The organism is Solidesulfovibrio sp., assembly GCF_029978005.1.
Classification (GTDB): domain Bacteria; phylum Desulfobacterota; class Desulfovibrionia; order Desulfovibrionales; family Desulfovibrionaceae; genus Solidesulfovibrio.
This window is the reverse complement of sequence record NZ_JARKOZ010000002.1, coordinates 1-22,805: the sequence shown is the minus strand read 5'-3', so window position 1 is coordinate 22,805 and position 22,805 is coordinate 1. Positions and strand designations below refer to the sequence as shown.

General features: G+C 59.5%; 25 protein-coding genes and 1 other RNA gene. 16 read left to right on the top strand and 10 right to left on the bottom strand.

The window, feature by feature from the left end; translation table 11 throughout:
* Positions 1 to 39: 39 nt before the first annotated feature.
* The 8 genes from dctP to Q1K70_RS00145 all read right to left on the bottom strand — a co-directional run bounded on the left by dctP (position 40) and on the right by Q1K70_RS00145 (position 11,318).
* Positions 40 to 1,083, bottom strand: coding sequence for a TRAP transporter substrate-binding protein DctP (gene dctP / locus Q1K70_RS00180; RefSeq protein WP_300154068.1), 1,044 nt, complete (start codon positions 1,081 to 1,083; stop codon positions 40 to 42).
* A gap of 1,645 nt (positions 1,084 to 2,728) precedes the next feature.
* Positions 2,729 to 5,056: a methyl-accepting chemotaxis protein gene (locus Q1K70_RS00175; protein ID WP_300154066.1), complete on the bottom strand. Its 2,328-nt coding sequence runs from the start codon at positions 5,054 to 5,056 to the stop codon at positions 2,729 to 2,731.
* A gap of 160 nt (positions 5,057 to 5,216) precedes the next feature.
* Positions 5,217 to 5,975 (bottom strand): DUF169 domain-containing protein, encoded by a 759-nt coding sequence (locus tag Q1K70_RS00170; RefSeq protein WP_300154062.1) that lies wholly within the window; start codon positions 5,973 to 5,975, stop codon positions 5,217 to 5,219.
* 457 nt (positions 5,976 to 6,432) lie between these two features.
* Entirely contained in the window at positions 6,433 to 7,053 is a 621-nt protein-coding gene (locus tag Q1K70_RS00165) for a DUF4125 family protein (RefSeq protein WP_300154060.1), read from the bottom strand.
* A complete protein-coding gene (locus Q1K70_RS00160; protein ID WP_300154057.1) occupies positions 7,031 to 7,861 on the bottom strand; it encodes a tetratricopeptide repeat protein in 831 nt (276 codons plus the stop codon). Before Q1K70_RS00160 ends, Q1K70_RS00165 begins: the two co-directional genes overlap by 23 nt.
* Positions 7,862 to 8,206: 345 nt before the next feature.
* A complete protein-coding gene (locus Q1K70_RS00155; RefSeq protein WP_300154054.1) occupies positions 8,207 to 8,500 on the bottom strand; it encodes an ErpA-related iron-sulfur cluster insertion protein in 294 nt (97 codons plus the stop codon).
* A 51-nt stretch (positions 8,501 to 8,551) separates the two neighbouring features.
* The gene (locus Q1K70_RS00150; protein WP_300154051.1) at positions 8,552 to 8,707 is read right to left on the bottom strand and encodes a hypothetical protein; all 156 of its coding nucleotides are present in this window, start codon (positions 8,705 to 8,707) and stop codon (positions 8,552 to 8,554) included.
* A 205-nt stretch (positions 8,708 to 8,912) separates the two neighbouring features.
* Positions 8,913 to 11,318, bottom strand: coding sequence for a pyruvate formate lyase family protein (locus Q1K70_RS00145; protein WP_300154049.1), 2,406 nt, complete (start codon positions 11,316 to 11,318; stop codon positions 8,913 to 8,915).
* A 400-nt stretch (positions 11,319 to 11,718) separates the two neighbouring features.
* Between Q1K70_RS00145 and Q1K70_RS00140 the strand changes: the two genes are divergently transcribed.
* Positions 11,719 to 12,612, top strand: a complete 894-nt coding sequence (locus Q1K70_RS00140; RefSeq protein WP_366521631.1) for a glycyl-radical enzyme activating protein — start codon at positions 11,719 to 11,721, stop codon at positions 12,610 to 12,612.
* A 378-nt stretch (positions 12,613 to 12,990) separates the two neighbouring features.
* Here Q1K70_RS00140 and Q1K70_RS00135 read toward each other — a convergent pair whose 3' ends face one another.
* Complete coding sequence (locus Q1K70_RS00135) at positions 12,991 to 13,611, bottom strand: helix-turn-helix domain-containing protein (RefSeq protein WP_300154046.1); 621 nt, start codon at positions 13,609 to 13,611, stop codon at positions 12,991 to 12,993.
* A 183-nt stretch (positions 13,612 to 13,794) separates the two neighbouring features.
* On the opposite strand from Q1K70_RS00135, the gene Q1K70_RS00130 reads away from it, so the two are divergent.
* The 4 genes from Q1K70_RS00130 to Q1K70_RS00115 all read left to right on the top strand — a co-directional run bounded on the left by Q1K70_RS00130 (position 13,795) and on the right by Q1K70_RS00115 (position 15,000).
* On the top strand, positions 13,795 to 14,229 hold the full coding sequence (locus tag Q1K70_RS00130; protein ID WP_300154043.1) for a hypothetical protein: 435 nt from the start codon (positions 13,795 to 13,797) through the stop codon (positions 14,227 to 14,229).
* Entirely contained in the window at positions 14,219 to 14,422 is a 204-nt protein-coding gene (locus Q1K70_RS00125; protein ID WP_300154041.1) for a helix-turn-helix transcriptional regulator, read from the top strand. The genes Q1K70_RS00130 and Q1K70_RS00125 overlap by 11 nt, the downstream gene beginning before the upstream one ends.
* Before the next feature lie 105 nt (positions 14,423 to 14,527).
* On the top strand, positions 14,528 to 14,806 hold the full coding sequence (locus Q1K70_RS00120) for a hypothetical protein (protein ID WP_300154039.1): 279 nt from the start codon (positions 14,528 to 14,530) through the stop codon (positions 14,804 to 14,806).
* Positions 14,807 to 14,841: 35 nt separating this feature from the next.
* Entirely contained in the window at positions 14,842 to 15,000 is a 159-nt protein-coding gene (locus tag Q1K70_RS00115) for a hypothetical protein (RefSeq protein ID WP_300154037.1), read from the top strand.
* Positions 15,001 to 15,229: 229 nt separating this feature from the next.
* On the opposite strand, the gene Q1K70_RS00110 is transcribed toward Q1K70_RS00115, so the two are convergent.
* Positions 15,230 to 15,649: a hypothetical protein gene (locus Q1K70_RS00110; protein WP_300154035.1), complete on the bottom strand. Its 420-nt coding sequence runs from the start codon at positions 15,647 to 15,649 to the stop codon at positions 15,230 to 15,232.
* Between the two features lie 132 nt (positions 15,650 to 15,781).
* On the opposite strand from Q1K70_RS00110, the gene Q1K70_RS00105 reads away from it, so the two are divergent.
* From Q1K70_RS00105 to Q1K70_RS00055, 11 genes are all read left to right on the top strand, one after another.
* Complete coding sequence (locus tag Q1K70_RS00105; protein ID WP_300154033.1) at positions 15,782 to 17,857, top strand: Mu transposase C-terminal domain-containing protein; 2,076 nt, start codon at positions 15,782 to 15,784, stop codon at positions 17,855 to 17,857.
* Positions 17,854 to 18,576 carry an ATP-binding protein gene (locus Q1K70_RS00100; RefSeq protein ID WP_300154031.1) on the top strand — a complete coding sequence of 241 codons (723 nt, stop codon included), beginning with the start codon at positions 17,854 to 17,856 and terminating at the stop codon, positions 18,574 to 18,576. Before Q1K70_RS00105 ends, Q1K70_RS00100 begins: the two co-directional genes overlap by 4 nt.
* Complete coding sequence (locus tag Q1K70_RS00095) at positions 18,573 to 19,196, top strand: hypothetical protein (RefSeq protein WP_300154029.1); 624 nt, start codon at positions 18,573 to 18,575, stop codon at positions 19,194 to 19,196. The genes Q1K70_RS00100 and Q1K70_RS00095 overlap by 4 nt, the downstream gene beginning before the upstream one ends.
* Positions 19,180 to 19,362: a hypothetical protein gene (locus Q1K70_RS00090; protein WP_300154026.1), complete on the top strand. Its 183-nt coding sequence runs from the start codon at positions 19,180 to 19,182 to the stop codon at positions 19,360 to 19,362. Before Q1K70_RS00095 ends, Q1K70_RS00090 begins: the two co-directional genes overlap by 17 nt.
* Positions 19,359 to 19,976 (top strand): DUF3164 family protein, encoded by a 618-nt coding sequence (locus Q1K70_RS00085; RefSeq protein WP_300154024.1) that lies wholly within the window; start codon positions 19,359 to 19,361, stop codon positions 19,974 to 19,976. The genes Q1K70_RS00090 and Q1K70_RS00085 overlap by 4 nt, the downstream gene beginning before the upstream one ends.
* A 220-nt stretch (positions 19,977 to 20,196) precedes the next feature.
* The gene (locus Q1K70_RS00080) at positions 20,197 to 20,502 is read left to right on the top strand and encodes a hypothetical protein (RefSeq protein WP_300154021.1); all 306 of its coding nucleotides are present in this window, start codon (positions 20,197 to 20,199) and stop codon (positions 20,500 to 20,502) included.
* 17 nt (positions 20,503 to 20,519) lie between these two features.
* Positions 20,520 to 20,816, top strand: coding sequence for an HU family DNA-binding protein (locus Q1K70_RS00075; RefSeq protein ID WP_300154018.1), 297 nt, complete (start codon positions 20,520 to 20,522; stop codon positions 20,814 to 20,816).
* Positions 20,817 to 20,822: 6 nt separating this feature from the next.
* An RNA gene (locus tag Q1K70_RS00070) (hammerhead ribozyme type II) lies at positions 20,823 to 20,892 on the top strand.
* Between the two features lie 7 nt (positions 20,893 to 20,899).
* Positions 20,900 to 21,247 (top strand): hypothetical protein, encoded by a 348-nt coding sequence (locus Q1K70_RS00065; RefSeq protein ID WP_300154015.1) that lies wholly within the window; start codon positions 20,900 to 20,902, stop codon positions 21,245 to 21,247.
* Between the two features lie 2 nt (positions 21,248 to 21,249).
* Positions 21,250 to 21,789: an NUMOD4 domain-containing protein gene (locus tag Q1K70_RS00060; RefSeq protein ID WP_300154012.1), complete on the top strand. Its 540-nt coding sequence runs from the start codon at positions 21,250 to 21,252 to the stop codon at positions 21,787 to 21,789.
* A 337-nt stretch (positions 21,790 to 22,126) separates the two neighbouring features.
* On the top strand, positions 22,127 to 22,690 hold the full coding sequence (locus tag Q1K70_RS00055; protein ID WP_300154009.1) for a DUF1018 domain-containing protein: 564 nt from the start codon (positions 22,127 to 22,129) through the stop codon (positions 22,688 to 22,690).
* Positions 22,691 to 22,805: the final 115 nt, after the last annotated feature.

The following is a 22,805-nucleotide window of genomic DNA, read 5'->3' as shown; positions in this document are numbered from 1 at the left end:
CGGAGTCCAGACTTTGGAACTGCAGTGCAGACGGTGCGTTTAAAAACCGTCAATGATGCCATGGATCGTGTTCTTGGGGTCCTCGACGTATTCCCGGATCTGCCGGATGGTCATGGCGTTGAATTTCGCGGCGCAATCCCGGAAGTCCTTGGCGAATTCCTTGGCAGGCAAGCCCTTCTTCTCGTTTTCGGCAATGAACTTGTCCCAGATGGTGTCGCCGACCTGGACCCAGCGCTTCTTTTCCTCGGGGTCAAGGGTGATGATCTCGACGCCCGCCTCCTTGAGGCCCTTGAGGCCGCGGTCCTCCAGTTTGGTGTAGCCTTCCGACATATGATTGCCGGCCAATCGGCAATTGAAATACAGTTCCTTCTGCATTTCCGGGGAAAGGCTGGCGAACGTCTTCCTGTTGATGCCGTAGCTGATGGCGGTGTTGGACATGCCGGTGACCGTGACGTATTTGGCGACTTCGTGGAAACGCCAGGGGATCATGCTGCCGACCGCCCAGGCCACGCCGTCGACGACGCCGCGCTGCAGGCCGATGAAGACGTCCGGGGTGGGGATGGCCACAGGGGTCGCGCCCAGACCGATCAGGGTGTTGCGCATGACCTCGCCGCCAAAGCCCATGATCCGCTTGCCCTTGAGGTCTTCCATCTTGCGGATGGGCGTGGTGCAGATGAGGCCCTGCACGTCGAAGTGGGGGATCCAGCCGAGATGGACCTGCTGGGCCTCGACTTCCTTTTTGAAATACTTGGGGTACATCTCCTCCATGATCTGGGTGGCCACGACCACGCTGTTGGAGAGGAAGGGCAGGCCGTCGGCCATGAACAGGTTGAAAGCGCCCTGGTTGTGGATGTGGTAGATCTGCGTGATGTCCACGAGGCCGGCGCGCAGCGATTTCCAACCGTCGACGAGGCTGTGCAGGGACTGGCCGAAATACCGGTCGAATTTCACCCGGCCGCCGAATTTGTATTCCAGGAAGCTGAAGGTCTCCCAGTGGATGCCGTGACCGATGTCGCCGCTGTTCGGGTAGTAGCAGGAGCACTTGAGCGTGAGGGCATCCTTTTGGAAATCTTCGGGCTTCATCTGCGCCTTGTCATTGGGCGTCAGCGGCCGGTCTTTGGCCTCCGCGCCGTAATAAATCCACCCGGTGTCGTTGTCCTTGATCAATTCCGGCGTTATCTGCGTAATATACGGAGCGTTTCCCGGCGAAACTTCAGCTGCGGAAGCAAAGCGTGGCATCATCGCCCCGCCCATGGAAAAAGCTGCAAGCGTGACGGCAGACCCCTTCAGGAACGTGCGTCGCGACATTGGGGAGTAGCCTTCATACATCCTTTTCATGTTGTCTCCGTTCTGCTTTATACAATATCGCAGTGAGAATCGTCAGCATACCGTCAACAGTTTCCGTTCTGCGCAGGGCAGACGGAATGACATCAGACAGTACCTGATGGAAAACTCGGTCGCCGAAACGCTCTCCGGCGACGCCACTGATTGCCCATTGTTCTGTATGACGACAAACTCCCTCCTTTTGTTTCGAAGAAAATGCCGCGACATTCTCTCCAGATGGTGATTTATAGTTTCTGCGGACGGTGGTTGCCTGGAAACTCCGTCGGGGAACGCTTGTCTCCTGGGGACGCCTGCGGACGTCCCGTGCCTCTGCCCCCCGGACCGGGGCAGCCTCGAAGCCATCCCGTTCGCGCCGGCCGCTCCGGCGAAGCCGTGCCGCGCAAACCTCGAGGCCAGCCGGCGCATCTGCATGGCCGCATCCGTGTTCCGGCCGGCTGTGGCCCTGCTCGCGCAACCGGAAGACCTGACTTCCTAGCTCTGGCATGGGCGGCATTCCCGACACACTGATCGCCGATTTGCCCCTTTGCCCCAAAACGACCGACGTTGCTCCAACGGTTTTGGATCGGGCAGGACTCTTCAAAAATCTCATTTTACGAGAATTCCCTGCTGCTCAGCCTCGCTGTCCGACAGCGACGGAAAAGCAGATTCAAGAAACTATTTTACGATCCAGTTTGCACATGCCGGACATGCGCTGCATACATCAAAGCGTCTCCATAGACTTTTGCGAAACTATTTCGTCATGTGAAAACACGCCATCCATCGGCGGCTCCAGTCTTGCGGAAGCGTCTGCAGTCGACCGTCCTTTCGCATTTCGGTCGAACGCTCCCGTCCGCTTCGCAATGGGCGCGCCGGCTCTCCGGCATAAAATCCAGAAGCGTCTTGTTACAAAAATCACAAAGAAGAATGCATTTGATACTGTTCTCAAAGCAATGTTTGTACCATGCGTGTCAATCTCTTAATGTATTGATTTATTAGTATAAATTAGGATCCCTGCGGCACGTTCACGGCCTTTCAGAGTGTTCGCATTTGGGTACAACCCGGCTGCATTGCCATGCAATATGCTGAATTAATTTATTAAAAGCAACAATCACTCTGGTGTACCGAAAGGAGTACACCGGCATTCCAGAGAATCCGAACACAACAAAATAGATACGCCGAGATGTTGCTTAAACTGAAAGGCCTCTGTCGATGGAACAGGCTGGCCGACGGCTCAGTTGAGAACGGCGTGCAACACGCCGCAGCCGGTCCCTCATCGGTACGGCTGCGGGTCAAAGCCACCGCTGCGTCGAATTTACTTCGCGTGCTGTCAGAGTAGAAAGAAGCGCCGGCGCGGGAGGAGCGTCTTTCCACGCCGGCGCGTTGGGCAGGTGGGCATTGCCCCAGGTCAGGAGAGGGCGGGTTGGGCTGCGTTTCCCCGAATGCCGGCCACCAGCGCGTTGAGGCTTTGCGCCTGGTCGGCCAAACTGGCGACCGCGTCCGAGGACTGGGCCATCGCATTGGCCGTTTCCGAGGCGATGCGGCTGATGGATTCCACGGCGCGGGTGATTTCCTCCGAAGTGGAGGATTGTTCTTCGGAAGCGGTGGCGATGGCCCGGACTTGGTCCCCGGCGGCTTCGACCACGGCGACGATCTCGCTCAGGGCCGACCCCGAGTCTTCGGCCAGGTGCGTGGCCTCGGCCACGGCTTCCACCGCCAGATCCACCATGTCCACGGTGTCGGTGGTGCCGCTTTGGATGCCGGTGATGGCCTCGCCGACCTCCTTGGTGGCGTTCATGGTTTTTTCGGCGAGCTTTCGCACCTCGTCGGCGACGACGGCGAAGCCCCGGCCGGCCTCGCCGGCCCGGGCCGCTTCGATGGCGGCATTGAGGGCCAGCAGGTTCGTCTGGTCGGCGATGTCGCTTATGACGTTGAGCACGCTGCCGATGCCTCGGGCGCGCTCGCCCAGGTCGCGGATGGAGGTCCGGAGCTGGCCGGCGGCTTGGCGCACCGAGTCCACGGAGGTCATGACCCGGCTGACGAGCTGTTCGCCCTCCCGGGCCTTCTTCCCGGCCATGTCGGCGTTTTTGGCGGTTTCGGCGGCATTCCTGGCCACCTCCAGGATGGTGGCGTTCATCTGCTCCACGGCGCACACCGTATCCTGCACGCGGCTGCTTTGCTCCTGGGCCCCCTGGTTGGCCTGCCCGATCTGGGCCGAGAGCTGCTGCGCCGCGGCGGCCATATTGTCCGACGCGGCGGAGGCCTTCCGGGCCGTGTCCAGCATGAGGGTGTTCTGGGATGCGATCTGCTGCTGCTGGGTTCGGACCTCCGTCTGGTCGCTCCAAAAGGCGATGGTGCCGAGCAGGTTGCCGTCCATGTCGTAGAACGGCGTGGTGATGATGACGACTTCCAGGGTGTTGCCGGAAGGCGTGACATGGGTGCGCTCGGCCGTGATCATGTGCCGCTCTTGCAGGGCTTTCTCGGAATTGGTCGACCGGTCGGCGTCTCCGTAGTAAAAGATCCCGGCCGACTGGCCCACGTAGCTCTCGGGCGGGCCGGGCTTCTCGATCAGGTCGCACATGGGCTGGTTGACCCAGGACATCTTGCAGTCGGGCCCGATGATCGCGCAGGGGGTGGGAATGCCGTTGACCACGCCCTGCGCGAAGCCGAGCCGCGTCTTGAGTTCTCCGACCATGCGCCTGAGGTTGTCCGCCAGCATGGCCAGTTCGAACCGGAACCGCCCTGTCAGGGTCACGTTGAAGTCGCCCGTGGCCACATGGGAAGTGAAGGCGTCGATAGTGCGCAGGGGCCCGAAGACCAGCCGCCGGTTGGCCACGGTGATGACGGCCACCACCGCCGCCGCCACGAGGGCGCCCAGGCCGAGAAGCACCGTGCGCTGGCGCGTCGCCCCGGCCATGAGTTCGTCCTCGTATTCGGACATGCATACGAGCCAGCCCGTGGCCGGAACCTGGGCCACGGCCATCTGCTTGACCTCGCCGCCGAGCGTGTAGCGGACGAGGCCCTTGGGCAGCTTCAAGGCCTGGCGCACATAGTCCTGGTCCGTGGTGTCGTGCAGCAGTTGGTCCTTGTTCATGGCGTGGGCGATGGAGACGCCGGCCTCGTCGAGCATGAAGGCGTAACCCCGCTTCCCGAACCGGATGGGATCGATGTATTCCTTGGTGATGGCCTCCCACATGGTCGACACGGCCACACCGCCAAGGATTTTGCCATCCGGGCCGAGCACGGCGCTCGAGGCGACGAAGATCATGTCCGAGGTGTTCTTGTCGCGCAGGATGGAACGGCTGACATAGGTTTTTTGGCCGGAGAGGATCGCCTTGCAGTATTCCTGGTCGGCGTAGCTCTTGGTCACCCCGCCCTGTCGGCTGCGGGCGACCACGAGGTTGCCCTTGGTGTCGAAGAAAAAGATCGAGAGCAGCTCCGGAGAGACTTCCAGGGCGCTTTCGATGATGGCCCCCACGTCGCTCGGTTCGCTGCGCAGGGCCGCCACGGTGGCCGGCTGGGTGGCCAGGTTGGCGGCCGTTCGCTCGGCGTTCTCGACGAAAAGGCCGAGCACCTTGGTGGTGATGTTCGCCGTCTGGGTGAGGGATTCCTCCTGCAGGGCCTTGGTGTTGTCGTAGGTGGAGGCCGAGACGTAGGCGATGAGCGCGCCGATGCCCGCTACAACCGACAAGACGACGAAAAGGGTGATGACTCCGTTGATGCCGCACTTCCGCATAACGCCCTCCTTATGTCGTGCTCAAGAAGTCTGCCGGAACGGATCAACAAGGAAGCTGGAGCAATTAATTCTGTTTTTGTTAGATGCAGAAAAAGAATTCATCCGACAATAGCGCTTCGAAAAGCCTTGTCAGGCGAAGACTCTTTCGAAAACCGTAGAGCTAGCTTTGCTCATGAAAGGTGATGAGCGCACAGTTTTTACAGATGTCTGGCCCGGGGAATGTCTCTTCTTCATTGTTCAGGACGGTATCGACGAGACAGTTGACCGTCGACTCCAGATGCGTAGCTGGTATAAAGACGTTCACTTCACCGCGCTCTGTTTTGCCAGAATTGTAACTTCCTTTGCAACAGGGCGACAAATTGAAGGTCTGTTCTTGATGGCAAAAGACGCTTCCGCCGCAAGCCGACGAACTCTCGCAGACCATTGGACGCAACGGATGGATCTTCATGGCTTTCATATACGCGACGGCAAGAGAGTGTGATTGCATGTTGTCGCAGTACAGGTGGATGACCTGTGGAGGGATGACTGCTTTTCCCAGAGGACCCACCGAAATAGCCTTTATGGAATCGAGGGGGAGCCGCGGCTTGGAATTCATGATCATTTTGGCTGCTTCAAAATCCGTATAGGCATCCGTCAGGAAATTGATGTCGTCTTCTCCGATGTCCTCCCACCCGAAACTGATCTTCGCGGGGCAGCATCCCAAACGCTTCTTTTCAGCGACGACCGTTTTGCCTTCCATCCTCGCCGCGATTTCCCACTGACAGAAGGTTAAAGGTTTCGCCGGCACGACATGGCGAGTCACTTGTTTGAAATAACTCACCTCCTCGTCGGTCGAAAAAAAAGTTACTGCAATCGGATGATGGTACAGGCGAAGCCCTTGCATCAACACGTCTTCGATTTCGCGGTAGCTGAGGGACATGACGACTCCATGGTTCCGTATGGTTCAAAGTTGATTCAATACAGGGCGGCTGTCTCCTGCCGTGCACAGGAGAGGAGAGTCAGGCATATGGATCGTTGCGATTGTGGTAAATCGTAAAATTTTAGGTAGATATAAGTGCAGGAATTAATTGGCATGATGGTGTTCCGTGAGATTCCAGTGATTGATAGAAATCAAGAATGCCTGTCCACGATGAATGGTTCGTTTCGAGTGATATAAGGCCTCTTCAGAACGAGGCTCTGCTGCCATATGATGTCCACGGACAAGTGCTGTCGAAGATACGTTTCGGGCAGTTCAAGATGGTATTCGCAACCAAAAGATGTTCAGTGCCAGTATCCATGCCGCAATCTCTTCAAAGAAGGCATGGCAAAGAGCATACTGCAAGAGCAGAGAATCGAACACGCGGGCAGCCCGAAGACTTTCGGGCTGCCCGTGGTCGCTACGCATGGGTGCTGAAATAGTTGTCGGCTTCGTCGGGATTCTCGAAGCCGTATTGTCTGACTTGATGCAACATGTTCTGCTCGGCTTCGCTTTCGCCGCGTTCGATACGTTTTATCGTGGCCGCATGGTACAGCGATATGGTTTTTGGCGAATAGGTCTTGAGCTCCGCGCGCGTGTATGTCTCCAAAGAGGCCAGCCCGACGCTGTCGTCCCGGCTGCGCACAGGGCGCGATCGATCGCTCAGGTGGGGATAGCGTTTGTCGAGCACTTCCTTCCACTGCACATGGATGGAAACGATCTCCTCGATTTGTTGGGCAGCGACGGGATCGATCGACGGAAGGCGGTCCGCAAGCTGGGCATATTCCTCCGGGAAGGTGGACTCCATCATGCGTGCATACTTTTCGCTCATGAGGTTTCGTCCCTGCCCCTGGGCGGATGCAAGATCATTCAGATAGCTTGCGAGCAGGGCGTCGTCCCAAGAGGCGAATTGGCTGTTGCGCATGATGAGAAACGTGGCGTGGTCCATCTGGCAGGCGGCTTTTCCGCCTTTGTTGTTTACGCTGCGGAACATATCCCATTCGATGTCGACGATTGCATCAGTGAGCAGTTTCTTGTCCATCGCGGATCTCCTTGGAAAGCATTTGCCGGCATAGGGCGAGTTTTTCACGAAAAAGAGCCGTGCCTGCGGCGTCCTCGGCTGCGCCGATACGCCGGAAAGTCTCAAGCGCCCGGGTCAAGAGCGTCGCCGCCTCCTTCCAGTCGCCCAGCTCCGCTAGGGCGACGCCGGCATGCCCGAGCGAAGCCGCCGTGGTCTCGTGATCGCCGAGGATCTTCAATTTTATGTCCAGGGCCTGCCGGTGAAACCGCACGCCTTCCCGCTTCTCTCCGCAAACATCCCGGAGCTTGCCGAGCGCATCGAGGCAGGTCGCCACTTGGAGCGAATCGTGCCCGTGTTTTTTTTCCCAGGCGCCCATCGCTTGAAGCGTCAGGCTTTCCGCCTCGGCCAGGCGTCCGAACTTGTAGGCTCCAGCGGACAGGAAAAAAGCCGCGGTGGCTGTTTGCGCATCCTCTGGCCCATACAGTGCGACAAGATTTTCCAAAGCGCCGCGGCCGATCTCCATGCCGGATTCCAGACTGCCGACAGCGATCAACGCTCGAGAGAGAAGGACCATCGTACGCGTTGTGCTCGGATTTTTTGCGCCCAAGGCGGATAAAAGCAGTTCCCAGCTCTCTTTCAGTCTCGAGCAGGCGTTTTCATAGTCGTTTTGAACGAGATGGCAGGCCCCAAGGCCAAAAAGAACCAAGCCTTTTTCCTGCGCCGTAAGGTGCTCCATTCGGGACATGTCATCATATACAAGCATCGCTTCTTCGATCTTGCCCTTTGAGAAGAGTTGCTCGGTCGCGGCAATTTGCTCTAGGATATTCATACGTTGAAGAAGTGGACGGAATCGGTTTTTCCTGTCCGTCACGATTTACAGAGTTGAAGATTCGCCTTTGGGCTCAAGAAAAACATGGTCAACTGCAAAAAGCACTTCGCAACACATCAACATCTGAGTACTTGCATTGTCTTTGCTGAATCCGAGCCGAGGCTCATGGATGGCCTCGTCCTGTCCGCCTCGTCCTCCCTTCCGGGTACGAAAACCGGGATTCGTCTTTTTTTGTACTCAAATTCTGAAATTTTCCGCAAATGTCGTGCCAACTCGATTGGCGATAATATCCTCAGCGTGGCAAAGAAAAAGGGCATCCGTCGTGCACGGATGCCCCTTTCGGCTTCAGCCGGCCTTGACGCCGGGCATGCCGTTTTCGGCTGCAAAGATGCTGTATTGCGAGCCGTAGGTATCGATGACGTCGTCGCCGACCACGAAGGGTATGCCATCGACTTGGATTTCCTGCTCCTCGTCGACATCCGACCGCTCGTCAAGGCTCACGCGAAGTTCCATATGGCTTTTACAGCCGCCGCCGACCTTGGATTCATAAATCCGAAACACGGGATTTTGACCACTTTCTTCTTCCAAAAGTTTCTTGAACTTGGCGGAGACTTCAGCGGCAATGGAAATGTTCAGCATTGCGTATCCTTTTTGAGTGTTGAAAATTATCTTGTGCGGGAGTTGCTTCGTTCAGCCGGCAGTTACGCCGGGCAGGCCATTTTCAGTGGCGGCGATGCTATATTTGGAGCCGTACCCGTCTATGACTTCGTTGGCGACGACGAAGGGCATGCCTGCCACCTGGGTTTCCTGCTCCTCGTCGGCATCCGTGCGCTCATCAAGACTCACCCGGAGTTCCAGATGACTTTTTCAGCCGCCTCCGACTTTTGTTTCGTAGATTCGAAAAACGGCGTTCGGATCGCCTTCCTCATTCAGGATTTCCTTGAACTTGGCGGAAACCTCAGGCGTAACGGCAATTTCTAGCATGTGCTCTTCCTCGGAACAAAGAGGCGGGGGCTCTCTCGCGGCGAGAGCCCCCGCCTCGCGTCATGGATTAGGCCGCGTATTCCGTGCGTTTGATGATCTCGTCCTGGACGCCTTTGTAAAGCCGCGTGAAGTACGAAGAGAATCCGGCGACTCGAACGACGAGATCCTTATGGTTTTGCGGACGGTCCTGGGCATCGTGCAGCGTCTCGGCGTCCACGCAGTTGAACTGGATGTGACCGCCGCCGAGGTCGAAATAGGTCTTGACCAGGTTAAGCAGCATCCGGCTGCCGTTGGGACCTTCCAAGGCGGAAGGCAGGAACTTCATGTTCATGTGGTTGCAATTGTTGCGGACAGTGTCGATCGCCTGCGCAGCCGACTTGATCAGGGCCGTGCTGCCGTGCACATCGGTGCCCGGCATGGCGGAAACGCTCGCATCGGTCAGGGCGACGCCCTTCTTGCGCCCGTTGGGAAGGGCGCCGGTCATCGGCGCGAAGTAGTTGTGGTAGGACAGGGAGAAAGGATCCATGTGGGCTTCGTAGCCGAAGTAATCCGGGCCATGCGAGCGGTAGGTGCGCTCGACGTCGCGGAAGAATCGCCTGGTGAGCTGATCCACGTCTTCGATGTCGTTGCCGTGCTTGGGGGCTTCGTAGCAAATCTTCTGGATGTCCTCGAAGCCTTCGAAGTTGGCGGCCAGAGCTTCCTTGAGCTTGGCCCAGGTGAGCTTCTTGGTGTCGTAGACAAGATGCTTGATGGCATACAGCGAGTTCACGGCATCGATGCCGGTCGCGGTGATGCACAGCGACTGGGAATACTTGGGCCCGCCGGCCTCTTCGCAGAGACCGCTCTCGATGCAGCCTTCAAGCAGGCACGACCGGAAGATGTTCGGAACGACTTCCTCACGAGTGCAGTTGCCGAGATCGCTGATCTTGCGCTGCGCATCGTAGGCATGGTCCATGTGCTGGAGCATGCTCTGGTAGAATTCCTCGAAGTCGCCGCAGTCCTCGGCAGGCTTCACTTCGGGGAAAACCTGTTTGTTGGTGTGCGGATCATGGCCATTGTACATGGCGAACTCGACCAGCTTGGCCAGGTTCGGCTGGCCCTCGAAGGTGACGTAGGAGCCCTTGCCCTGCATGCCCGTGCCGACGCAGCCGAAGATGACGGGAAGCGTGCGGGCCTCGTCCAGGGTGATTCCCCGCGAGGCGAAGCGGACCAGGGAACGGGCCATGGCGGCATCCATGTTCATGAATTGCGGTTGGCCGGAACCATGGCGGACGACGTCCACAGCCTTCTCAAGGTACGACTGCTTCATCTTCGGGGTGTAGAACAGGGCCAGCGTGGGCTGGATGTTGTGCATGGCGATCTGCGTATCCATGAGCAGCTCTTCGAGAGCGTTGGACGCGTCGTCGCCGTCGGCGGTATAGCCGCCCAGGGAGATGGTCTGGCCGGTATGGCCCGAAAACGCCTTGGCATACGCGTCGCCCTGGTAGACCGCGATCTCAAGGTGTTTGACCCACTGGCACTTCAAGAGGGAAAGAACCTGATCCTTCGTGAGGTTCCCTTCCTCAATGTCTTTTTTGTAGAAGGGGTACATGTACTGGCCGTACCGCCCCAGTGAGTGCCCGCAGCCGCATTGCTCGATTTCGATGCAGCAGTGCGCGAACCAAAAGGACTGGACGGCTTCACGAAAGTTGCGGGCCGGGTATTCGGGCACGCGGCGGCAGACCTCGGCGATTTCCAGCAGCTCCGCCTTTCTCTTGGGATCGGACTCGGTCTTGGCGGTCTCCTCGGCCAAGTCGGCATACCGGTGCGCGTAGGCGATCACGGCATTGAGGACGATCTTGCAGGCCCGGTAGAATTCGATTTTGGACCAGTTGGTGGCGTGCTTGGGAAGGGCCTTGTAGGCGGCGTCAACCTCCTCGAGGAGGCCGCGGACACCCTTGTTCAGCATGGCGGGATAATCGGCCACGCCGGAGCCGGTGGAGTTGTCGTTCACCGGGTAGATCCAGCCGCACTTCACAAGGAGTTCGGCGTTGCCGCCGTAGAGTTCCTTGTAGAGCTTGTTGGCGCGGTCGTAGGTGGTCTTGCCCTTCCAGTCCTTGTAGACTTTCTTCAGAACGGCTTTGGTGTCGTCGGAGAAGCGGACCTCGCCCAGGGACGACAGAGCCAGCTTTTCGGAGTCGAGGTCCTCCCTGATCCAGTTGCACTGCCATTCCGGGTAGGCATAGATCATGGCCCGGCCGCCGGCGAGGCTGCCGACGATAGGGTTGCCGTCAAGGTAGATCTTTTTGTTCGTCAGCACTTTTTCAAAAAGCTTGGCGCGAGTGATGAATACGCTTTCTCCCTTGCACTCATCGTAAGCCTCGCTCAGGAATTTGAGGCGCTCGGGATCCATATTCTGCGACGTGTCGAGAAGCGTCTCCTTCTGGTTGGAAATGCGTTGGTCCAATGTATCCCAATCAATTGCGTATCCCATGTAAAGCCTCCTCGCATCATTTCTTTGGGGTCCGGCGAAAGCCTGCGGCTCTCTTTTGCGTCGTGTTGGTTGCAAATGGCTTGCCAAATTTTTCTTTGCTGTAATTGCGTGAAAAATAAAAACTTTTGCCAAGGACTCGACGCCCTCTGCGTTCTTCCGACCGGAGTTGCGAAGAAGTGTACCGAAAGAAGAGTGGCCTTCGTGTAATCCAGTACAATCTGTACCTGTTTGCACACGATCGCGCCGTCATTCGTCCTGGAGGTGCGCGCTCTGGGGCGTACTACGCTGATTTATTTGTAGTTTTTCAGTGGCATCAAAAATGCTTTGCAAACTGCCCGTCGAAGGGAACCTTGGAGTTCAAGGCGAGGCGGGCAAACATTCTATAGAAGGAGTGCGACTGGTGGACGGGATTGTGTACAACATACAGAGGATGTCGACGAAAGACGGACCAGGATTGCGGACGACGATTTTTCTCAAAGGTTGTCCCTTGCACTGCCCCTGGTGCAGCAATCCGGAATCGCAGAGCTTCAAGCCGCAGCTCATGGTTTTCGCAAATCTTTGCACGGGTTGCGGCGAATGCGAGAAAGTTTGTCCTCAGGGCGCAGTGACCAAGAGAGACGGCGTTTACAACCGTGATCGGACGCTCTGCACGGATTGCGGGGCATGCGTGGAGGTGTGTCCGGCGAAGGCGCGGGAAATGTCGGGAAAACGTATGTCCGTGGAGGACATTTTACGCATCAGCGATAGCGACAGCCTCTTTTACAGCAATTCGGGCGGCGGCGTGACTATCGGCGGTGGCGAACCGACGGCGGCCGGTGATTTTCTGCTTGATCTCCTCGCGGCGTGCAACAGGAGAGGGTATCATACCTGCATCGATACTTGCGGCGTGTGCGAGCCGGAGCGGTTCAGGGAAGTCATGCGAAGGGCCGAGCTTTTCCTCTTCGACTGCAAGCATATGGACCCTGAAGAGCACAAACGCCTGACCGGCCGCGACAACGCGATCATCCTGAAAAACCTTCATACGCTTTTCGAATCGGGGAGGGAGGTGCGCGTTCGCGTGCCGCTTATGCCGGGAGTCAATGATACGGAGAAAAATATCGCGGATATGGCCATGTTTCTCCATAAACACGGGCGACATGAAATCGATGTGCTGCCCTGCCATACTTTCGGATACAGCAAATACGACGCCCTGAATCTTCCTCGGCCGCATATGGGATCTTACCAGCCGGGGGAACTGCAGACGGCGCTCGCCCGGTTCGCCAAGCATGACCTCATGGTCACCATCATTGTTTGATGCTGGTCCTGGTTGTCTTTCAGGGCTTGTGGCCGACACTAAATGGGGGAGCGGCCACACGCCCCGGGAAGCGACAAGAGCGGGCCGGGCCGACCTTTGGTGTGGGGAGTCAGGCAAAATGAGAAATGGCGTGGGGCCTGAATCGGGTAGGCTCAACGTGGGCTAAACATAGGCCGGACGTGGGCTTGCGGGCGTCGGCCAGACGCGCGGGGCGGGCGGAAGGCAAGATGAGAAATTGGGCCGAAATGGGGGTGAAAATATCAGGCAAAGTGAGAAAGTTTGAAGGCCGCCTACATGACGGAGCCAAGAAATATCGAATCGTCGAAGGCGATGGACATAAAAAAAGAGCTAATAGCCCAATTTGATACAATAATCAGCTTACCCCGCCGCACCCACCGCCTTGTCCTGGCTGGCAGGCTCCAGCCGTTCCTTTAATTCCCTGTTTTCACGACGTAATTCGCTTAGTTCGCGTGCCATGGCATCCGCCTTGGCTTCGATCTCCCCCATGCGCTCTTCCAGCCGAGCCAGCGTCCGCTCGCTCCTCACCGCTTGATGAAACGCGTTGATATTGCTCGCTAAAGCTGTCCGATAAATGGTGTCGGACTCCAGCACTTCGGCCGTCTTGGTCAGCATATCCGACATTCGAAATTCTTCTTGTGGGGCCGTCAAGAAGGCATCGGCGGTCGGCGGCGCTGAAGTGGTCGCGGGCACGGCGGTTTCACCCCGGCGCATGGGGCCGTCGCCGGAAACAAGCCAATCAATCGAAACATTTGTTCCTTGACCAACTTGAATAAACCACGATGGAGGAATTTTTTTCGCCGAGCGAGCTTTGTTTATCGCCTGCCGACTAATTCCAAGAAATGACGCTAACTCACCAATATCATTCACATTTATTGCAAGACGCAATCTTTTTATGGCAAAATCAAAGGAATTCAGGCTTTCGTCTTGAAAGCCCGAAGCTAAGTCAGAAGTAGCTGGTTTTTTATTTTCGCTAGTCATATCAGTCTATTGTTTGGAAATATATAGAACCCACAGGATCGAAAGCCCGAAGTAGCTTTATTACCCGTTGACAACTTTTACTCACGAGCCTAAACCTTTCCTACGCGGTCAACAAATTGACCGCCTTGGCCCGGAATCTAGTCGGGAAACCTGGGAAGGGCAATGGCTAAGAGGCAGCGCAATTTGGACAGTCGCATGGTGCAGCTCACGTTGCCCCTGTCCAGTCTGCCGACGACGCACATGGCGGCCGGCAGCCTCCGCTGCCTCGAGGCCGTCTACGAAGCGGTGGATGCCGCCATCAAGGCATCCGGCCTCACCCGACAGTACATCGCCGACGAACTGGCCAGACTGACCGGGGCCAACGTGAGCGAGCACCACATCAACAGTTGGACCGCCGCGAGCAAAAAGGGCGAGCGCCATATTCCTTTGGAATATGTGGCCGCTTTGACCGTGATCCTGGGCGATGCCCGGATTTTGGCCGCCGCCTGTCCGGCCGGGTACGTCGTGCTCTCGCCGGAAGAGGCGGCCATCTACGAGATGGGCAAGGTGGTGGTCGAAGAACGAAAGCGCAGCCGACGGAAGCGGGAACTTTGGGAGCGGATCAATGGTGAAGGTTGAACGAATCAGGGTCTGGCTCGTCCGTAAGGGCATCAAGGGAGTGGACGTGTCCACCGGCGCGGGAGTGTCCCGCAGCTACGTCAGCCACTTCCTGGCCGGGCGCAAGACAAACTCCCCCGCGATCCTCGGTTGGCTGCGGGAACATGGCTGTCCGGCCAAGTACCTGGGAGCAAAAGACAAGCAAGCGGCCTAGCCGCCAGGAATTTCCGCGCCTCACGGCGTTTGGGCCGAGCGGCCAGACCGCCAGTACCATCCCCCGGGGGCGCGGAAAATATCAACCGAAACAGGAGGACAGGTGATGGAGATGATCATGGACATGTGGCGGGTGGAACCCGGTCTTTGTGGTGTCTCCGGGTTGCATACCGAACCGACGAGCGGGTTGGTTGGCTATCTTGTCGCGGCCCCCACCGACGAGAAGCCTTTCATGAAGAATGGCCGGTTCGACATCGACGCGTTCGAGGATGCGTCGATGGGCGTGTTCTTCTGCCTCACGCGGGACGGCTTCCGCGCCGCCCATGTCGCCCTGCGCCGCAGGTGCCGGGAACAGGGCCATACCCTTCTGGGGGTGACGCAGTGAGCAAGCGGAAGCGGATGACCGGGAAGGCGGAAGAGATGCGGCAGATTGCCCAGGTTTTGAGGCAAAACAACATTCCCGAAGCGGCGGTTCGGGCCGCGCTGCTGGGCATGTGCGGCGTCGGCGTGATGCTGCGGGACAGCGGGACAGGGGTTGAATCCGCGACCACAAAGCGCTTCCTCGGGGTGGAGGAGTAGCGTCATGAACAAGCGGATGGCCGTGTCCGATGCCCATGCCTCGATTCTGCTTGCCTTGGCCAACCATCCAGCCAAACCGCCCATCGCCGTAGTCTGTCGTTGGGCTCGCATGATCTTTGAGGAACGCGGTTTGTCGGATTGCTCGGAGACGACACTCCGCCGGCACATAAAGCGGATGGAGCACGTTCCCGGCCTAATGAGCAGCCAACAAGCGTGGTGAACACAATGCCTACTCTGCAAAAGGATCAGGCGGATCAAAGGGCCAGTAAGGTACTGGCTGCATTAGAACGTCGAGATAAATTTCACCAGCTAGGGCTGTCGTTTCCCGGTATGACAATCCAGGAGCAAAGACCCTGTTCGTTATGGCCTTTAAAAGCCCCCTGGCTTGTGCGGCATGTATTGAAGATACGAGTACAAGTATCCCTTTTATATCTTGAACTTGCCAGGCTTTCTTACGTTTTCTTTCGCTGGGTGTCGCGCGGACATAGTCGAGAACAAGATCGAAATGTTCACCATACCATTGCTGCACGCCTTTTTGCCCGAGACGCCGGCAGGTCTCGCGCAGACCATTGATTTCGTCGGCCGAGAGAATGGTGAGCAGTTCATGAACATGAACCCGGCTCGCGGCAGCATAGTTGTCGAAAAGCATTTCCGCGCCTCCTTTGCGGGTTGACGGTCAGGTGAACAGGTAACGGAGACCCTATCAGGGGGCGCGGAACTCTATCAAGCGGACGGCGGCACGATGCAGGACACATACACGGCAAAAGAGATCGCACAGGCGATGGAAATCACGGAGCGGGCAGCTCATGCCAGGGCCGGCAAGGAATCCTGGACGTTTGAGGAGCAGGCCTGCCGTGGCGGCCGCCGTCGGCTGTATCTGGCGGCCTCCCTCCCTGCCGAGGTCCGGGACGCCCTGGCCGCCCATGAAGGCGCGAACCTCCCAGCCGTCACCGACGACGAAACGCTGCTCACCGAAGACCAGCGGCGCGGGGCGCTGGCCCGGGCGGACCTGGTGCGCCTCTACACCGAGGCGTTGGCCAAGGCCCCGCGCAAGGGTGTGGCGCAAAAGGAATTTTTGTCGGCCTACCGGGCCGGTGTCTGGCCGAAAATCAAGGAAGTGCTGGGCGAGTCGGTATCCGCGCAATCCCTGGAACGCTGGAAGCTCAAGCTACGCCGCACCGGCTCCGCCCTGGCCCTGGCCGACACGCGCGGGGGCGTGCGCATCGAACCGGTCCTGACCGTGGGCCACCAGACCATCATCACCGCCCTGGTCCGGCACCCCAACGCGCCGAACATCGCCGAAGTCTGCCGCGAGGCGCTCAAAGCCTTCAAGCCGGCAGGTCTGCCGCCGTGCTCCGAAATTACCATTCGCCGGTTTATCGAAAAGTGGATCGCCAACAATTACGGCCAATTCGTTTACTCCAGAAAGGGCAAGAAAGCCTGGGTGGACGAATGCTGCCCGTACATCGTGCGCGACTACTCCAAGATCGCGGTGGGCGACATCCTGGTGGCCGACGGCCACAAGCTCAATTTCGAAATCCTCGATCCCGAGACCGGCAAGGGCGCTCGCATGGAGCTGGTGCTCTGGTACGACATGAAGTCGTCTTACCCTCTCGGCTGGGAGATCATGCCTACGGAAAACACGCAGGCCATCGCCTCGGCCCTACGCCGGGCCTGCCTGCGCCTGGGGAAGTTCCCCCGCGTCGCCTACCTGGACAACGGCAAGGCGTTCAAGGGGGAGTTTTTCAACGGCGTGGACCTGACGCAGTGCGGCCTGGGCGGCGTATTCCAAGAGCTTGGCATCCAAACAATTTTTGCTTGGGGTTATCACGGCCAGTCCAAAACCGTGGAACGATTTTTCGGCACCTTCGGCGAGTTGGAACGCTGGTGCCCTTCCTACGTCGGTTCTTCCATCGCCACCAAGCCGCCGCGCCTCAAACGCGGCGAGGACCTGCACCGCAAGCTCTACGAAGCATCAGGCTACCGGCCGCTGACCCTGGAAGAGGCCCACACGGCCGTGGCCATGTGGTTCGACGAGTACGTTCACCGGCCGCAACGTGGCCACTTGAAAGGCCAGGCCCCCCTTGATGTGTTCGCGCCGGGAGCCGGCCCGGGCCTGACCGATGCCGAGCTGCTGAAGCTGCGGCTGTGCATGCTCTCCAAGACGATTCGGCAAATCGAGCAAAACGGCGTCAAGATCTTCGGCCGGCATTACCGCCACCCATTTTTGCATTCGCTGCGCCATCCGGTGCTGGTGCGCTACGACGACCAGGACCGCCGGTCGGTGCTGGTCTACGACGAGACGGGCAAGCGGCTGATCTGCGAGGCCCCCCCAGTGCCGACCAATGTGCACCCGGCGGCCGGCATCCTGGGCACGGACGAAGATAAGGCCCTGCTGGCGGCCGAGATCGCCTACAAAAAGGCACTTGAAAACCATGTCACAGCGGATGCCAGGGAGTTCCTCGCCAACGTGGTGCTCCCGGAAACGCAGCACCGCATGCAGCTCGTGGCCGAGCAAAAGACCGCCACGGCCCCGCCTGCCCTGCCGGAACCGCCCGCCCCGAACGTCAAGAGCATCGAAGCCGCCAAGTCCGCGGCCCGGGCCAAGCTCGAAGCCGCGCCGGCCTATGTGCCGCCGGCGCAGATGGCATCCATCGTCACCGAGCTCGACCGCTACGAATACCTTTTCAACGTGTCCGTCCGGGATGGCGTGCCCCTTCGCGAGGCCGACGCCGCCTGGATGGCCCGCTACGAGCAAACCGAGGAATACGCGGCCTGCGCGAGTGGACGCTACGCGCGGTTGCGCACCGTCTACGAGCGCCGCCGCATGGCCGCCAACGGGGGAGGAAACGCATGAGATCGGTTTTTGTGGAGACGGGCAACGTGACCGCTTTCCGGCGGGCTGTGCGGACCGTCGAGGACACCGAACGCGGGCAGCCGGGCATCGTCGTGGCCTGGGGGCAAGCCGGTCGGGGCAAGACCTTCACAGCCCGCAACAGCTACACCGAGCGCGGGGGTGTCTTCCTCTCGGCCTGGGAGGGCATGACGCAGGCCGCCTTCCTGGGGAGGCTGTGCAGGGAGACCACAGGAGAGAACAGCGCACCTCGATCCGCCCATGCCTGCAAGGTGCGCATCATCGAAACCCTGGCGAAACGGCGCGACCAAGGACAGGCGGTCACCATCTACATGGATGAGGCGGACAGGCTGCATATCGGCCGCGTCAACGACCTGCGGGACATCCACAATGAGACCGGTTGCCCCGTGATCCTGATCGGCGAGGAGGATTTGATCGGCCTGCTCTCGAACCAGCGTCGCATCTGGTCCCGCGTGACCCAGGAGGTGCCCTTTGGGCCGGTGGACGAGGCCGACGTCGCCGCTTTTGCTTTGGAGGCGGCCAATCTCGACCTCACCACCGAGGCCTGCGCCATGGTCCGGGCCACCTCCGACGGCGACATGCGGCTGGTGCGCAACATGGTGCAGCTCCTCGAGCAGGCGGCCAGGGCCAGGGAAACGAACATCGCCGACGTGGCCATGGTGGCGGCGATCCAGAAGCAGCGGAGCTGGAGGCGGGAATGAGAACACCAGAAGCGGATCGCTTGCGCCTGGTCATCCAAGGGCTGTCCGTCGGTGGCAAGCAGACCGTAGCCTACCCCCTTATCTACGAGGCTTTGGCCTGCTCCGATGAGCCGGCCAAAGCCAGGGTTCGCAAGCAAGTCAACGAGATGGTCAAGCGCCGAGAACTGCTTCGTGTCGAGGAGGGCGTGTTCCGGTTCAATCCCGATACCGAAGAAAAGCGCTCCGGCGAGTTTTATCAGCGCGTCTGGCGGGCGGTCCGCTCGGCCAAGCCCGGTTTTGCCTATCAAGATTTGGCCACCGTCTCACGCGTCTCCTACGACCACGTGCGCAAATACTGCCAATGGTTGGCCGAGGCGGGTTTCCTGGAACGCCATGGCAAACGCGGCCAGACTTACCTGTTTCGCGCCAGCGAAGCCGCCAAAGACAGGGTGGATACGCCATGGCCGCCTCGGAAAATCCGCGACCCGTTCGAGACCGAGAAACGGGCCACGTTGGAAATCGTGCGCCTCTTTCTGACGCACGATCCCTATCAGCCGGCCACACGGAAAAAGATCGTCGAGAACTGCCGGGCCATCCTGGCTCGGTTCGAAAAGGAGGACCAGGATGATGCGACAGCTTAGGGAGGTGCTTGCCGACCTCATGGCCGTGGACGGGCTCACGAACCCCCAGGCCGTCAAGGAGCGCGTGGTCGCGGCCCGGACGAACCTGCGCCAGGTGATCCAGCAAATGGGGCTGCCCACGGCCAGGGTGGTCGGCCTCGGCGAAGGCAAGGAGGTGAAGTCATGAGCGACGAACCGCAAGCGCGCGAAGGCTTCATGGAGGATGCCCAGGGGCGGCTGGTGCCCCTCAAGATGGTCAAACCCATCGACCAAGCACGCGACCAGCTCGTGCGGGAGATCGCGGGCAAGGCGGTTGCCCTGCGCGAGGCCATGCGCGGCTTTCGCGACGACGTCCTCGGCGATGTCGCGGCGTTTATCCAGCTCTCGGCGGAACAGTATGACGCCAGGGTCGGCGGGACCAAGGGAAACGTCACCCTGACCAGCTATGACGGCCGGTTCAAGGTGCAGCGTGCGGTCGCCGAAACCCTGGTCTTCGACGAGCGCCTCCAGGCCGCGAAGTCGTTGATAGACGAATGCATGACCGAATGGACCGAGGGCAGCCGCGACGAGCTCAAGGCCCTCATTAACGACACCTTCCGGGTGGACAGCACCGGCAGCATCAACACCGGCCGCGTTCTGGGCCTGCGCCGGCTGGCCATCGACGACGATCGCTGGCGGCGGGCCATGCAGGCCGTGTCCGACAGCCTGCAAGTGTCGGGTACGAAAGCCTACGTCAGGGTCTATACGCGGCGTGAAGACGGCAAATACGAGGCCATCGCCCTCGATCTGGCGGCGCTGTGATGGACGCGCTGCCCATCGAGGTGCGCCAGGCCCTTGAGCGGCGACCGGCCCTGGTCTCGGTTGCCGACTTGCCGGTGCTCGGGCGGAGCACCGCCCAATGCGTGCTCCGTCTCCTGGAGAGCTGTGAGTCCGGGAGCCCGACGGAAGCATGCGCGGCAGCGGCGGAACTCGCTGCCGTCAGTATCAGGCTGGTCGAGTGCCTGACAACGGAGGGAACGGCATGAACGGGGACCGTTGGCATCACTGTCTGCGTTGCGGGCATGTGGGCCCCCGGCCGGCGCTTGACGAGGGGCAACCCGAGGCTCCGGTGTGCGCCTGCTGCGGCTCCTTTGAGATCGAGCCCTGCGCGGCTCCCGCTGGGGGCAGGCTCGTGGCTTGGCGAGCGCTTTTGAGCGCCGAAGCCCAGGTCCTTTACTGGCTGGGGAAAGCGGAAAAGCTCTCGTCGCTGATCGCCAGAGCCGCATCGGACGGGGCCATGGCTGCGGACTACGTCAATGAAGCCCGGCGGATACAAACAATCATCTAACCAAGGAGGATGGCACCATGACCAAATCGGAACTCATCGAGAAGATCAAGGGGCAATTGGCGGCCGGCACCAACACCAAGCACATCCACGAGAAGACGGTCATCGCCGCTGTGCTCGACGCCCTGGGTACGGTGGCCGCCGAGAGCCTGGCCAGCGGCGGCGAGGTGCCCTTGCCAGGGCTTGGCAAACTGAAGGCCAAGCAGCGCAAGGCGCGCATGGGGCGCAACCCCAGGACCGGGGCTCCCGTCGAAATCTCGGCCCGTATGGCGGTGTCGTTCGATCCCGGGAAAGCGCTGACGGACGTACTGAAATAAGACCCCATGCGAAACCGCCCTGCATGCGGGGCGGTCGTCGGACGGTGGCGCGTCCGGGCCTGATGAGCAGCCGGGAGGGGGCAATGAGTTATACTGCTGAATTCAAGGCACTTCTCAAATATGACAAGTACACCCTGGCATCATGCATACTGATGCTGTCTGGCCCCATTTCGCCAAAACTCAAGAAAAAAATGGATGAATTGCAGAATGCTGTAAAACTTGCACGTTTGACGCAAGAGAAAGAAGGGATTGATAAATTATTTGTTGAAATCAAATCCGGCGACGTTGAACTCGGAGAAAGAGCGACAGCCATAATGGAATATCTCGAGTCTCGGCTTGCTAAAATTAAAATCAAGATATCCCGCCTCGCGAGAGGCAAGAAAAATAGCATATCAAAGTCAGTATCATCAAGAGGAATGAGCGAGGAATAGCCATGGAATGGCGCACCATCCCCGGATTTGAGACCTACGAAGTAAGCCATAGCGGTTATGTCCGCTCCCGGAGCACAAAGCACAGGCTAACGCGCAAGGGGAGCGGCTACCAACTGTACGTCAACGGCTCTTGCTGCCGCGTGCAGGCGTCGGAACTCGTGGCGCGGGCCTACCCAGCCCCGGAGGAAGTGGCTTGTCTGCGAGCGCGTGTCGCGGAGCTGGAAAAGGCCCTGCGCCAGGCCCGGGAAGGCAATGCCGCGACCGCGCCTGTCGCATCGCCGGAGCGTCCGCAACCGTCCGTTGCTGCCAAGCCGCAGGCGAAACGTCGGTGCATCACTTGTTTGCAGGATTTTGCGCCACAGGGCGATGAGCGCGTGTGCCCCGTCTGTCGCAAGACAGGGCCGAAGCGCGCGCAGAAACGGTACTGCGTCGTTTGCGGCTGCCTCCTGCCTCCGGGGTTTTGGCGTCGCTGCCCGGATCACGCGTTCCCGGAAGGGGGCGGCCATACCGAAGACGACTTCAGCGGATCGGTCGCGCTGTAGGGGAGGGTCGCCATGGGTAAATCTCGAGAATGCACCTACTGGCTCACTGTGGTGGGACGCGCCCACGGGCATGTCTATGTGGAGGCGGAATCCGGCTACAAACCCTGCAAGCGTCCGGGTATGTATATCGCCCGGAAGTTCGCGGACGGCTTGTGCTGTCCTGGCTGCGGGCGGCGATGCCGCATCCCGGAGACAGCCGGCGTCACCCACGATGATCGGCTTGTCGTCATGAAAAAAGTGAATGTTACTCCGCCACCTTGCATTGGTCTTAGTCTTTGCGGTGGCGGTTGTGAATCGTGCCCGTCTGCCCTCGGAAGGAAAATCGGGAGTAAATAATATGGCAAAGCAGATTGTCTCTTGCGCCGCCATCTACAGCATGCAGTCCAAGGTTTTTTTCGGCAGCATCCTGCCGGCCTCGCCGTTTCGGTACGAAGCTGACAAGGATCAGCTCGTCGAGATCTTCGGCCGTATCCTCGGCGGCGAGGCCCCGTCCTGGTCCAAGCTGACCCTTGGCCAGCGCAACCAGGTGCTCGACGCCCTGGCCACGCGGTGGCTGCCCGAGCATGCGGCCATCGACATCCCGCTCCTGCCGAAACGCCTGCGCGACTGGCGCAAGGGCGACGCTGCCGACGGCTACGAGCGCCTGGACATCCCGGCCGGCCCGCTGGCCCGGCAGAAACGGTACGTCCTCATGCTGTGGTGCCTGCTCGGCTACGAGCCCAAGGGGCTGGATGTCCGGGTCTCCAAGCAGTTTGGTGTAGAGCGGTTCGCCTGGTTGGCCGATCCGGTCGCCCTGGCCACCCTGGCCAAGGACCTGTGGAGCCGTTGTCGCAAGGCCGGCATCGACCCTGATCCGGCCGAGGCCGGCGGCACACGGCATGCCACGGCCATGGCAAGATGACGCATGGATCTGGCCTAGCGCGAGGCGTTGCGGGCCGCCATCCAGGCCCCCCATCGCAGCATCAAAGCCTACTGCAATGCGACCGGCGTCACCAACTCTGTGGTGCTGCAACTGC